This is a genomic window from Zhengella mangrovi, assembly GCF_002727065.1.
Lineage (GTDB): Bacteria > Pseudomonadota > Alphaproteobacteria > Rhizobiales > Rhizobiaceae > Zhengella > Zhengella mangrovi.
This window is the reverse complement of sequence record NZ_PDVP01000019.1, coordinates 38637-50492: the sequence shown is the minus strand read 5'-3', so window position 1 is coordinate 50492 and position 11856 is coordinate 38637. Positions and strand designations below refer to the sequence as shown.

The 11856-nt window shown below is 64.7% G+C and carries 13 protein-coding genes; 4 read left to right on the top strand and 9 right to left on the bottom strand.

Features of this window, described 5'->3' with window-relative positions:
• Positions 1-47 precede the first annotated feature (47 nt).
• Together CSC94_RS21240 and CSC94_RS21235 are read left to right on the top strand one after the other, a co-directional pair.
• Complete coding sequence (locus CSC94_RS21240; RefSeq protein WP_165784544.1) at positions 48-1019, top strand: heparan-alpha-glucosaminide N-acetyltransferase; 972 nt, start codon at positions 48-50, stop codon at positions 1017-1019.
• Complete coding sequence (locus CSC94_RS21235; RefSeq protein ID WP_099308387.1) at positions 1016-1498, top strand: methyltransferase family protein; 483 nt, start codon at positions 1016-1018, stop codon at positions 1496-1498. The genes CSC94_RS21240 and CSC94_RS21235 overlap by 4 nt, the downstream gene beginning before the upstream one ends.
• A gap of 36 nt (positions 1499-1534) precedes the next feature.
• Here CSC94_RS21235 and CSC94_RS21230 read toward each other — a convergent pair whose 3' ends face one another.
• Both CSC94_RS21230 and mgtE read right to left on the bottom strand, forming a co-directional pair.
• A complete protein-coding gene (locus CSC94_RS21230) occupies positions 1535-1921 on the bottom strand; it encodes a MerR family transcriptional regulator (RefSeq protein ID WP_099308386.1) in 387 nt (128 codons plus the stop codon).
• A 170-nt stretch (positions 1922-2091) separates the two neighbouring features.
• Positions 2092-3513 (bottom strand): magnesium transporter, encoded by a 1422-nt coding sequence (gene mgtE, locus CSC94_RS21225; protein ID WP_245408452.1) that lies wholly within the window; start codon positions 3511-3513, stop codon positions 2092-2094.
• Positions 3514-3667: 154 nt separating this feature from the next.
• On the opposite strand from mgtE, the gene CSC94_RS21220 reads away from it, so the two are divergent.
• A complete protein-coding gene (locus tag CSC94_RS21220; RefSeq protein WP_165784543.1) occupies positions 3668-4099 on the top strand; it encodes a DUF4864 domain-containing protein in 432 nt (143 codons plus the stop codon).
• Here the strand turns inward: CSC94_RS21220 and CSC94_RS21215 are convergent, their stop codons facing one another.
• The 6 genes from CSC94_RS21215 to coaD form a co-directional block, all read right to left on the bottom strand.
• Positions 4100-4516: a DUF2177 family protein gene (locus tag CSC94_RS21215; RefSeq protein ID WP_205853383.1), complete on the bottom strand. Its 417-nt coding sequence runs from the start codon at positions 4514-4516 to the stop codon at positions 4100-4102.
• A 94-nt stretch (positions 4517-4610) separates the two neighbouring features.
• On the bottom strand, positions 4611-5741 hold the full coding sequence (gene tgt / locus CSC94_RS21210; RefSeq protein ID WP_099308383.1) for a tRNA guanosine(34) transglycosylase Tgt: 1131 nt from the start codon (positions 5739-5741) through the stop codon (positions 4611-4613).
• A 3-nt stretch (positions 5742-5744) separates the two neighbouring features.
• Positions 5745-6818 (bottom strand): tRNA preQ1(34) S-adenosylmethionine ribosyltransferase-isomerase QueA, encoded by a 1074-nt coding sequence (queA, locus tag CSC94_RS21205; protein WP_099308427.1) that lies wholly within the window; start codon positions 6816-6818, stop codon positions 5745-5747.
• Positions 6819-6913: 95 nt separating this feature from the next.
• Positions 6914-7423, bottom strand: a complete 510-nt coding sequence (locus tag CSC94_RS21200; RefSeq protein ID WP_099308382.1) for a peptidylprolyl isomerase — start codon at positions 7421-7423, stop codon at positions 6914-6916.
• A gap of 31 nt (positions 7424-7454) precedes the next feature.
• Complete coding sequence (locus tag CSC94_RS21195; protein ID WP_099308381.1) at positions 7455-8021, bottom strand: peptidylprolyl isomerase; 567 nt, start codon at positions 8019-8021, stop codon at positions 7455-7457.
• A gap of 22 nt (positions 8022-8043) precedes the next feature.
• Positions 8044-8538, bottom strand: coding sequence for a pantetheine-phosphate adenylyltransferase (gene coaD, locus CSC94_RS21190; RefSeq protein WP_099308380.1), 495 nt, complete (start codon positions 8536-8538; stop codon positions 8044-8046).
• Positions 8539-8882: 344 nt separating this feature from the next.
• Between coaD and CSC94_RS24705 the strand changes: the two genes are divergently transcribed.
• Positions 8883-9029 (top strand): hypothetical protein, encoded by a 147-nt coding sequence (locus CSC94_RS24705; protein ID WP_099308379.1) that lies wholly within the window; start codon positions 8883-8885, stop codon positions 9027-9029.
• A 5-nt stretch (positions 9030-9034) separates the two neighbouring features.
• Here the strand turns inward: CSC94_RS24705 and gyrA are convergent, their stop codons facing one another.
• The gene (gyrA, locus tag CSC94_RS21180) at positions 9035-11824 is read right to left on the bottom strand and encodes a DNA gyrase subunit A (RefSeq protein WP_099308378.1); all 2790 of its coding nucleotides are present in this window, start codon (positions 11822-11824) and stop codon (positions 9035-9037) included.
• Between the last annotated feature and the right edge of the window lie 32 nt (positions 11825-11856).

The window sequence follows — 11856 nt, the reverse complement described above, 5'->3', positions numbered from 1 at the left end:
GACGCACCCGGTTGAAATACCTGTCAGTCATGGTTGAACAGCAGTTTATGGCATCACCGCAAACGGGCAAGGGGCGCATCGTGGCGATCGATGCCGCCCGGGCGGTCGCGCTGGTCGCCATGGCGGTCTACCACTTCACCTGGGATCTGGAATATTTCGGCTATGTCGAGAGCGGCACCGCCGGTTTCGGCGCATGGAAGGTCTTTGCGCGCTCGATAGCCACCTCCTTCCTGGTGCTGGCCGGCATCTCTCTCGTGCTTGGCCACGGCCGTGGCCTGCGCTGGCGCCCGTGGCTCGACCGGCTGCTCAGGGTGTCCGCCGCCGCCGCGCTGATCACGGTGGCGACATGGTATGCCATGCCGGACACCTACATATTCTTCGGGATCCTCCACCAGATCGCGCTCGCGAGCGTGATCGGCCTTGCCTTCCTCCGCCTGCCCTGGGTCGTGACCGCCGTGGCCGCGGCCGCCATCGTCGCCCTGCCCGCCGTCTTTCGCGACCCGCTGTTCGCCTCCCCCTGGCTTTGGTGGGTCGGCCTGGCGCCGCTGCCGCCCATGTCGAACGACTACGTGCCGGTGTTTCCCTGGACAGGGGCGGTCCTCGCCGGCATGGCGCTGGCGCAGCTTGGCCGCAGCCGCGGCTGGTTCGAGGCCCTGCGAAACTCGAGGCTCAATGCCCGCACGCCGGCATGGCTGGCCTGGCCGGGCCGGCACAGCCTCGCCGTCTACCTGGTCCACCAGCCGGTGCTGATCGCCATGGTATGGACCTGGGCGCAACTTTTCCCGCCGGCGGTGACCGTCGGTGACGCAAGGCCCGGCTGCGAAGCCCAGTGCATGACCACGAACGACGAGGAATTCTGCCGCGCCTGGTGCCTCTGCGTGCTCGATGAACTGGATCAGCGCGGCATGCTCGGTCCGGTGTTGCGCGGCAACCGCTCGGCCGGCGCAAACGACGCTGTAGCCGCGGCAAGGGCCTTGTGCGAAAGTCCGCAGGATACAACGGGGGATCAAAGCCAATGACGACAGACCTGGAACGGCCGAACCGGTTTCCCTGGCCACCGGTTCTTTACGCTATCGCCATCCTCGCGGCCATCGCTGCCCAGGTCGCCTATCCGCTGGGCATCGGCTGGATTCCTCACCCGTTCTCCGACCTGCTGTTCGCCACCGGCGGCGTCGTGATCCTGGCAGCACTGGCCCTCGACCTCTCGGCCATGGCGACGCTGCACCGCGCCCGGACCACCATCTGGCCAAATCGCCGCTCCGATCACCTGGTCGCGTCGGGCCCCTACAAGGTGTCCCGCAACCCGATCTATCTCGGCAACACGCTGCTGCTCATCGGTGTCGGTCTCGTATCCGGCATCGCGTGGTTCATCCTCTTCGCCTTCGCCGCCGCCTTCGCAACGCAGAAACTCGCCATCGAGCGCGAGGAACGCCATCTCGCCCACCGCTTCGGCAAGCCTTATCGCGACTACATGAAAAAGGTCCGGCGCTGGTTCTGATCCTCCGGCCGGTGACGGCCTTGGAGAATCAGGGAGTCAGGTCGTCACGCCCAGTTCGGCCAGCCGCTCCAGGCAGGCCTCTTCCGAGCGGTCGAGCTCGGCCAGCGTCTCTTCCAGGTCACGGCGTTTCTGGCGCAGTTCTTCGCGCCGGGCATCGATCTTGGAGATGATGGTCTTCAGTTGACCCGCCTCGCCCGGCGGCTCCCTGTACATCTGGATGATCTCGCGAATCTCGGCGATGGAGAAACCCAACCGCTTGCCGCGCATGATCTGCTTGATGAGATGGCGGTCCGCCGGACGGTACAATCGCGTGCGGCCCCTGCGGTGTGGCTGGATCAGCCCCTCGTCCTCGTAGAACCGCAGCGTCCGGGTGGAAATCCCGAACTCCTTGGTCAATTCGGTGATGGTGTAGAATTCACGCATGCCGGTCGCCCGCCTTCAAGTCATTGGTCAGGCAGACTGCATAACTCTTACGTAAAAGTCAAATTTTTCAACGATTGCCGATCTGCCGGTGCTGCCGGCTGTCCCGTATCGCCGGAATGCCGGCGCCGCGCATGGTTATCCGCCGTGTTCCGCCGTTTCCTCCGCCCGGATCAGCGCAGCGAGAACCACCAGGCGGCAAACGACAGGAAGGCAAAGAATCCGACGACATCGGTCACCGTCGTCACGAAAACGCCCGAGGCAATCGCGGGGTCCGCACCCACCCGGTCCAGCAACAGCGGGATGAGGATACCTGCCAGCGCGGCGGCCAGCATGTTGACCACCATCGCCATGGCGATGACCGCGCCGAGTCCGAGGTTGTCGAACCACAGGCCGGCGACAAGGCCGATGATCGCCGCGAAGAGCACCCCGTTGAGCATGCCGACCATGGTTTCGCGGCGTATGACGCGGCCGGCGTTGTAGATGTCGATGTCGCGGGTGGCGAGCGCGCGCACCGCCACGGTCATGGTCTGCGTGGCCGCGTTGCCGCCCATCGAGGCCACGATCGGCATCAGCACCGCCAGCGCCACCATCTGCTCGATCGTCGCGTCGAAAAGGCCGATGACCAGCGAGGCCAGCACCGCGGTTCCAAGGTTGATCAGCAGCCAGAGGAAGCGCGACCGGGCCGTTTCCATGACGCTGTCCGACAGTTCTTCGTCGCCGACGCCGCCCATGCGCTTGATATCTTCTTCCGCCTCCTGCTGGATGACGTCGACGACGTCATCGATGGTCAGCACGCCGACAAGACGCTCGTTCTCGTCCACCACGGCGGCGGACAGGAGGTCGTATTGCTCGAAGACCTGCGCCGCTTCTTCCTGGTCCATCGTGGCCGGGATGGCGTGCCGCGTTTCGTGCATCACCTCCTCGATCTTGGTGCCGCGCTGGGTGCGCAGGATCTGGTCGAGATTGACCGCACCGACAAGCCGGAAGGTGGGATCGATGACGAAGACCTGCGAGAAACTGTCCGGCAGATCCTTGTCCTCGCGCATGTAGTCGATGGTCTGGCCGACCGTCCAGAACGGCGGCACGGCCACGAATTCCGACTGCATGCGCCGCCCGGCCGTCTCTTCCGGATAGTCCAGCGACCGGCGCAGGCGAATGCGCTCGGTGAACGGCAGTTGCGACAGGATCTCGTCCTGATCCTCTTCCTCGAGGTCCTCCAGGATGTAGACCGCGTCATCGGAATCCAGTTCCTGAACGGCCTGGGCGATCTGGTCGTTGGGCAGGTATCCGACGATTTCGAGCCGGATCGCCTCGTCGACTTCCGTCAGCGCTGCAAGGTCGAAATCGGATCCCAGCAACTCCACCAGCGCGCGGCGCTGGTCGGGGATCAGGGCCTCGATCAGGTCGGCCAGTTCCGATTCGTGCAGTTCCCCCGCGTCGCGCTTCAGCGTGACGGTATCGCGATCCGCAATGGCCGCTCCGATGTGGGCGAGATAGGACGCGCGGACGTAGCCGTCATCGTCATAGATGTCGGCACCGGGCACCGTGTCTTCGGCTTCCGCCGGTTTGGTATCCAAGTCTTCGGTCGACACCCCGCCCTCCGTCCGACTCACGCATCCACCCCTTGTCTAGATCAACAAACGTCCGGAATGAAGGCCGGTCCCCGACGATTTCGCCTGCGCTTGAAACCGGATCGTGATCGAATACGTACTGGTGAGGGTATGCTTGTAGATGTGGGAGGTGAACATGGACAATGCAGCAAGCCGGAGAATGTTCCTGATGGCGGCCGCATGTCTCCTCGCCACGCCCCTGTCGGCCCAGGAAACGCCGGACATGACCGGGGCCCAGTCGGCCATCAAGGGTCAGCTCGAAGCCTTTCTCGCCGATGACGCGAAGGGTGCCTATGCCTACGCGGCGCCGAACATCAAGCGCCTCTTTCCGACCGTGGAGCGCTTCATGTCCATGGTCGAGCAGGGCTACCAGCCGGTGCGGCGGCCCTCGTCCTACTCGTTCGGACAGTCGATCCCCATGGCCGGCGACACGGTACTGCAGGAAGTCCTGCTGGTCGATGGCGATGGCAAGGGCTGGAAGGCGATCTATCGCATGCAGCGTCAGCCGGACGGGACATGGAAAATCGCCGGCGTGTCGCTGAAGGCGGCCGATCTGCCGACCGCGTGATCAGTTCCCGGCCTCCAGCAGGCCGAGCGCCCGGACGATGACGAAGGCAAGACCGCTGGAAACCGCACCGACCACCATGCCCCAGCTCGTGTCGGTAACCGCGATCACCGGGTCATATCCCTTCAGCACCGCGAGATTGGTCCCGTTGTAGGTCAGATAGGTGAAAAGGCCGAACAGCGCTCCGTTCACCAGCGCCGTCGAAAGAAGCCCGGTGCCCATGGCGGGGACCAGTGCAAACCACACCAGGCCGGCCACCCACACCAGGTAGAAGACCGCCGCGACGCCCATGCGCGGCTGGTCGAGAAGCAGGCTGTCCATCCGGCTCCAGTAGAAATTGCGCGCGACATAGCCAAGCCAGACAAAGTCCATGGCCAAAAAGATGACGAGCGCAGCGAGATAGGCGACGGCATATTTCACGACCCTGAGCTCCTTCGACGGGACAACCGAACCAGTTACGCATCCGGTTGCGCCGCGGTTCTGCCCTGCCGGAAAAACTTGCGCCCGCGGGCCGTCAGAGTGCCGGCAGGTCGCCACGCTCCCAGCCGGCCTGGGTTTGGGCCACGTAGTTGCCGTAGCGGCCGGCCTCGATGGCATCGCGCGCGCCCTGCATCAGGCGCTGGTAATAGGCCAGGTTGTTCCAGGTCAGCAGCATCCCGCCCAGCGCCTCGCCGGAGCGCACCAGGTGATGCAGGTAGGCGCGGGAATAGTCCCGCGCCGCCGGGCAATCGCTTTCGGCATCCAGCGGGCGCGGATCGTCGGCATGGCGGGCGTTGCGCAGGTTGATCTTGCCGAACCTTGTGTAGGCCAGCCCGTGCCGCCCGGCCCGGGTCGGCATCACGCAGTCGAACATGTCGATGCCGCGCGCCACCGATTTCAGCATGTCGTCCGGTGTCCCGACCCCCATCAGGTAACGCGGCTTCTCCGCCGGCAGAACCGGGCAGACCGCCTCCAGCATCTCCAGCATCACCGCCTGCGGCTCACCCACGGCAAGCCCGCCGACGGCGTAGCCCTTCAGGTCCATGGCGGCCAGCGCCTGCGCCGAGCGGACCCGCAGGTCCGGCACGTCGCCGCCCTGCACGATGCCGAACATCGCCTTTCCGGGCTGGTCGCCGAAAGCGGCCTTGCAACGGTCCGCCCAGCGCAGCGAAAGCTCCATCGCTCGCTCCACGTCGTCGCGTTCCGCCGGCAGCCGAATGCACTCGTCGAGCTGCATCTGGATATCGGAATCGAGCAGGCCCTGGATCTCGATTGACCGTTCCGGCGTCATATCGTACTTCACGCCGTCGATATGCGACTTGAAGGTGACACCCCGCTCATCCAGCTTCCGCAGCGCCGCCAGCGACATCACCTGGAAACCGCCGCTGTCGGTCAGGATCGGGTAAGGCCAGCGGGCGAAGTCGTGCAGTCCTCCGAGGCGGGCGACCCGTTCCGCACCCGGCCGCAGCATCAGGTGATAGGTATTGCCGAGGATGATGTCGGCGCCGAGCTCCCGCACCTGGTCCATGTACATGGCCTTCACCGTGCCGCCCGTACCCACCGGCATGAAGGCCGGGGTGCGGATCGTGCCGCGCGGCATGGTGATTTCGCCGCGCCGCGCACCGCCGTCGCTCGCAAGAAGGCGGAACTGGAACGTTTCGCTCATGGTTCAGTCCTTCCGGAACAGCAGGCTGGAATCGCCGTAGGAATAGAAGCGGTATCCGCTCGCGATGGCATGGTCATAGGCCGCATGCATCGTCTCAAGACCGCTGAAGGCCGAGACCAGCATGAACAGCGTCGACCGCGGCAGGTGAAAATTCGTCATCAGAACGTCAATGAAACGGAAGCGGTAACCCGGCGTGATGAAGATATCGGTCGGACCGGACCAGGCATCCAGCCGACCAGCCTCGTCGGCGGCGCTCTCAAGCAGTCGCAGCGACGTCGTGCCCACCGAAACGATGCGCCCGCCCCGCGCCTTTACCGCGTTCAGCGCCTCGGCTGCCCCGGCGCTGACGTGGCCGATCTCGGCATGCATGCGGTGCTCACCGGTGTCATCGGCCTTGACCGGCAGGAACGTCCCGGCGCCGACATGCAGTGTCACGAAATGGCGCTCGATGCCCCGCGCATCCAGCCGCTCCATGAGGCGCGGCGTGAAATGCAGCCCGGCCGTCGGCGCGGCAACGGCGCCCTCCTCGCGGGCATAGATCGTCTGGTAGTCGGACCGGTCGCGGTCGTCTTCCGCCCGCTTGGACGCGATATACGGCGGCAGCGGAACGTGACCGACCGCGTGCAGCGCCTCGTCCAGAGCCGGGCCGGACAGGTCGAAGACCAGTTCCACGTCGCCGCCCTCGCCCTTGTCCCCGGCCGTCGCATCCAGCGTTCCGAGAAAGCAGGCGCTGCCGGCGTGGCCGAAGCGGATCCGGTCGCCGGCCTTTACACGCTTGCCGGGCTTGAGGAAGGCCTTCCAGCGGTCAGGCCCGGTGCGCATGTGCAGCGTCGCCGAGACGCGCGCTTCCCCGCCATCGCGAACGCGCAGCCCCTCCAGCTGCGCCGGGATGACCCGTGTATCGTTGAAAACCAGCGCATCGCCGGGGTCCAGCAGGTCGGCGAGATCGAGCACGCCGCAGTCTTCCAGCCCCTCGCCCGGACGCACGACCAGCATGCGTGCCGCGTCCCGCGGTTCGGCCGGACGCAGGGCAATGGAGGTTTCGGGAAGCTCGAAATCGAACAGGTCAACGCGCATGGCCGCGCACATAGCCTCTTTGAACGGTCAGGCAAAGCCCGCACATGAAAAAGGCGCCGGTTGCCCGGCGCCCTCGAAAGCAAGCGGAAAGGCGATCACAGATCGGCCGCGACCTTCATCGACACGATGGAGTCGGGATCCTGCACGGGCTCGCCGCGCTTGATCTTGTCGACGTTCTCCATCCCCTCGATGACCTGGCCCCAGACCGTGTACTGGCGGTTCAGGAAGCCGGCGTCCTCGAAGCAGATGAAGAACTGCGAATTGGCCGAGTTCGGGTTCTGTGCCCGTGCCATGGAGCAGGTGCCACGGCCGTGGTTCATGTTTGAGAACTCGGCCTTCAGGTCGGGCCGGTCGGAACCGCCCATGCCGGCACGCGCCGGGTTGAAGTCCTTGCCGCCCTTCTTGCCGTAGCGCACGTCGCCGGTCTGGGCCATGAAGCCGTCGATGACGCGGTGAAACACAACGCCGTCATAGCCGCCTTCGCGCGCCAGTTCCTTGATCCGTCCGACGTGGCCGGGCGCCAGGTCCGGGAACAACTCGATGACGACCTTGCCCTGCGTGGTTTCCATCACCAGCGCGTTTTCCGGATCCTTGATCTCAGCCATTCTCTCTACCTTCCTGTTCAGATTCGTGATTTCACTCTTCGACGCGCACCTTGATCATGCGGTCAGGATCATCCACCGAGCCATTGGCCGCCCGGCTGCCCTTCTTGATCGCATGAACGTGGTCCATCCCGCTTTCGACCTTGCCGACCACCGTGTACTGGCCGTTCAGGTGCGGCGCCGGTGCGAACATGATGAAAAACTGCGAATTGGCCGAGTTCGGATTGGACGAGCGCGCCATGCCGACCACGCCTTCCTCGAACGGCGCGTCGGAAAACTCCGCCGGAAGATCCGGCATGTCGGAACCGCCGGTTCCGACGCGGCCCGGATCGAAGCCGTCTTCCATGTCGCCGAACTGCACGTCGCCGGTCTGCGCCATGAAGCCGTCGATGACGCGGTGGAAGGCGACGTTGTCGTAGGCGCCCGATTCGGCCAGCGCCTTTATGCGCTCGACATGCTTGGGCGCAAGCTTGTCGGCCAGGTCGATGACGACGTCACCGTCCTTCAGCGTGATGACGAGCTTGGAGGCGAAAGCCGGAAGGGCCGAAAGGCTCATGGCAGCGGCAAGGGCCGTTGCGGCAGCGAAGCGCAGGATGGACATGGATGTCATTTCTCCGATCGGATCAGAATTTCGATTTCAGGGCTTTCTCGACGACACCCGGGACGAAACCGGAAATGTCGCCGCCCATGGCCGCGATCTGGCGTACCAATGTGGCGGTGATATGCCGGACGGCCGGGCTGGCCGGCAGGAACACCGTGCCGATATCCGGGGCCATCTGCCCGTTCATGCCCGCCATCTGCATTTCGTAGTCGAGATCGGTCCCGTCACGCAGGCCGCGGATCATCATCGTTGCGCCATGCGCCCGCGCCGCATCGACGACGAGACCGTCGAAGGCGACGACTCGCAGACGGGCATGGTCGGCTCCCAGTTGGGCCTCCCCGACTTCCTCGATCAGCCGCAGCCGTTCTTCAAAGGAAAAAAGCGGCTTCTTGCCCGGATGAATGCCGATGGCAACGAAGACCGTGTCCGCCAGCGCCAGCGCGCCGTGGAGCACGTCGAGGTGACCGTTGGTGAGCGGGTCGAACGAGCCCGCATAGATGGCTTTTTTCTCGCTCATGACAGCGCTTCTAGATCAATTGCAGGGAAAGTGGAAACCGGTTTCGCGTCCCTGGTCGCGAAATACTGCAAAGCGAGAACTTTTTCTTGCCGGCGGCCTCATCCGGCGCAGCAGGAGTGCAGGAAAACCAGGCAAATGAAATCGCATCGACAGGCCCTGTCCGAGGCAGGTCCGAAGCCCCTGTGTTCAACCGGCAATCGGCCTCGCGCAAGGTTCACCCGCCAGTATGAACGGCCGATGAACGGAGCAATCACGGTCCATTCAAGCAAACTCACGCAATGTTGCGAAAGCGTTGTTTGAAACTTTTGGCGCTCTGATGCGTCATGTAAGCAAGGAGAAAGCCAATGATGATCGTGCTGCTTGCCTCTGCCATGACCGTTGCCATGCTGATCGCCACCGTGATCGGCCTGGTTGGTGACCTCAAACCCGAGCCGCAGCCGGAACGCATCCGGCCACGCTTTGGTTACAACCGCACCAGCCGGCGCTACTGACGGTGTTACGCCTCGGGCGTACCCTCACCGTCACCGGTTTCGACCGGACCATCCGATTCGCCTCCAGGAGCGTCGTCCTCGACGTCCTCAGGTTCCGGTTCGGATATCCGCTCGACGGAAACGACGCGCTCGCCCTCGGCCGTCTTGAAGATTGTGACGCCCTTGGTCGCCCGGCTGGCGAAGCGGATGCCCTCGACGGGCACGCGGATGACCTTGCCGGCATTGGTGACCAGCATGATCTGGTCGCCGCCTTCCACCGGGAACATCGCAACCAGAGGGCCGATTTCCTCGGTCTTTGAGATGTCGGTCGCGCGGATGCCCTTGCCGCCCCTGCCTGAAATCCTGAACTCGTAGGACGACGACCGCTTGCCGTAGCCGAATTCGGAAACGGTCAGCAGGTGCTGCTCGCGTGCACGCAACTCCTCGACCCGTTCTGGCGACAGTTCAGCGGCCTCGGCGTCCTCGCCGGTCAGCCCTTCCGCCGGTTCGTCCTCGTCACCGTGGGCCGAACGCCGTTCCGCAGCCGCGATCTTGACATAGGCCGCGCGCTCCGACGGTTCCGCATCGACATGGCCCAGGATGGCCATCGAGATGACGCTGTCGCCTTCGCCAAGCGCGATGCCCCGAACGCCGATCGAGTTGCGCCCGGCAAACACGCGCACGTCGGTGACCCGGAACCGGATACACTGGCCCACCGCCGTGGTGAGCACCACGTCATCGTCTTCCGTGCAGGTGGAGACGGACAGGATCTCGTCGCCCTCGTCATCCAGCTTCATGGCGATCTTGCCATTGCGGTTGACCTGGACGAAGTCGGACAGCTTGTTGCGCCGCACGGTCCCGCGCGTCGTGGCGAACATCACGTCCAGTTCGCCCCAGCTGTCTTCGTCCTCCGGCAGCGGCAGGATCGAGGTGATACGCTCGTTGTCCTGCAGCGGCAGCATGTTGCGCAGGAACTTCCCGCGCGACTGCGGCGTACCGACCGGCAGGCGCCAGACCTTTTCCTTGTAGACGATCCCGCGCGACGAGAAGAACAGCACCGGCGTGTGCGTGTTGGCCACGAACAGCCGGGTGACGAAATCCTCGTCCTTGGTCGACATGCCGGACCGGCCCTTGCCGCCACGGCGCTGCGCCCGGTACACCGACAACGGCACGCGCTTGATATAGCCTTCGTGGCTGAAGGTGACGACCATGTCCTCGCGCGCGATCAGGTCCTCGTCATCCATGTCCGGGCCGCCCTCGGCCAGCTCGGTACGCCGCGGCGTGCCGAACTCGTCCTTGACCGCCGTCAGCTCGTCCTTGACGATCTGCTGGATGCGGGCACGCGACGACAGGATGTCGAGATAGTCGCGGATTTCCTCGCCGATCTTGTTCAGCTCGTCGGCGATTTCGTCGCGCCCCAGCGCCGTCAGTCGCTGCAGCCGCAGGTCGAGGATGGCGCGGGCCTGCTCTTCCGAGAGGTTGTAGGTGCCGTCTTCGTTGACCTTGTGGCGCGGATCGTCGATCAGCCGGATCAGCGGCGCCACGTCGTGGGCCGGCCAGCGCCTCGTCATCAACTGCTCGCGCGCCGTTGCCGGGTCCGGCGCGTGGCGGATCAGCTTGATCACCTCGTCGATATTCGCCACGGCGATGGCCAGGCCGACGAGCACATGGGCCCGCTCGCGCGCCTTGCGCAGCAGGTATTTCGTCCGCCGGCTGACCACTTCCTCGCGGAACGAGACAAACGCCCGGAGCATGTCCAGCAGCGTCATCAGTTCCGGCTTGCCGCCGTTGAGCGCCACCATGTTCGCGCCGAACGAGGTCTGCAGCGGCGTGTAGCGGTAGAGCTGGTTCAGCACGACGTCCGCATTGGCGTCGCGCTTCAGTTCGACGACGACGCGGTAGCCCTGGCGGTCGGATTCGTCGCGGATGTCAGAAATGCCCTCGATCCGCTTGTCGCGGACCAGTTCGGCCATTTTCTCGATCATCGAGGCCTTGTTGACCTGGTACGGCACTTCCGTGACAACGATTGCCTCGCGCTCGGCACGCACGGTTTCGATATGCGCGCGGCCGCGCATGATGATCGACCCGCGGCCCGTCTCGTAGGCCGAACGGATGCCGGACCGGCCGAGCACGATTGCCCCGGTCGGAAAGTCCGGGCCGGGAATGTGCTCCATGAGTTCCGGCAGCGTGATGGCCGGGTTGTCCATCAGCGCGACGCAGCCGTCGACCAGTTCGCCGAGGTTGTGCGGCGGGATGTTGGTCGCCATGCCGACGGCAATGCCGCCCGAGCCGTTGACCAGCAGGTTGGGGAAGCGCGCCGGAAGAACCTTGGGCTCGGAGCCGGACGAATCGTAGTTCTCCTGGAAATCGACGGTTTCCTTGTCGATATCCTCCAGCAGGTCGTGCGCCACCTTGGCGAGACGCGATTCGGTGTAGCGCATCGCCGCCGGCGGATCGCCGTCGATGGAACCGAAATTGCCCTGCCCGTCGATGAGCGGCACGCGCATCGACCAGTCCTGCGCCATGCGCACCATGGCATCGTAGATCGCCGCGTCGCCGTGCGGGTGATACTTACCCATGACGTCGCCGACGATGCGCGACGACTTCACGTATTTGCGGTTCCAGTGGAATCCGCCCTCGTGCATCGCGTAGAGAATGCGCCGGTGAACCGGCTTCAGGCCGTCGCGGACATCGGGCAGCGCACGGCTCACGATCACGCTCATGGCGTAGTCGAGATAGCTGCGCTGCATCTCCTCGATGATGGAGACGGGCTCGATGCCTTCGGGCAGCCCGGGAGGTGTTGGCTGATCAGTCAAATGCGTGTCACGATCACGTTGGAATCACTTGT

Bases quoted from the DNA above. Each gene is read 5' to 3' on its own strand.
- CSC94_RS21200 (WP_099308382.1), bottom strand. From the start codon at position 7,423: ATGGCTGAGATCAAGGATCCGGAAAACGCGCTGGTGATGGAAACCACG.
- CSC94_RS21220 (WP_165784543.1), top strand. From the start codon at position 3,668: ATGGACAATGCAGCAAGCCGGAGAATGTTCCTGATGGCGGCCGCATGT.
- CSC94_RS21240 (WP_165784544.1), top strand. From the start codon at position 48: ATGGCATCACCGCAAACGGGCAAGGGGCGCATCGTGGCGATCGATGCC.
- coaD (WP_099308380.1), bottom strand. From the start codon at position 8,538: ATGAGCGAGAAAAAAGCCATCTATGCGGGCTCGTTCGACCCGCTCACC.
- CSC94_RS21235 (WP_099308387.1), top strand. From the start codon at position 1,016: ATGACGACAGACCTGGAACGGCCGAACCGGTTTCCCTGGCCACCGGTT.
- tgt (WP_099308383.1), bottom strand. From the start codon at position 5,741: ATGAGCGAAACGTTCCAGTTCCGCCTTCTTGCGAGCGACGGCGGTGCG.
- CSC94_RS21230 (WP_099308386.1), bottom strand. From the start codon at position 1,921: ATGCGTGAATTCTACACCATCACCGAATTGACCAAGGAGTTCGGGATT.
- CSC94_RS21195 (WP_099308381.1), bottom strand. From the start codon at position 8,021: ATGTCCATCCTGCGCTTCGCTGCCGCAACGGCCCTTGCCGCTGCCATG.
- CSC94_RS24705 (WP_099308379.1), top strand. From the start codon at position 8,883: ATGATGATCGTGCTGCTTGCCTCTGCCATGACCGTTGCCATGCTGATC.
- queA (WP_099308427.1), bottom strand. From the start codon at position 6,818: ATGCGCGTTGACCTGTTCGATTTCGAGCTTCCCGAAACCTCCATTGCC.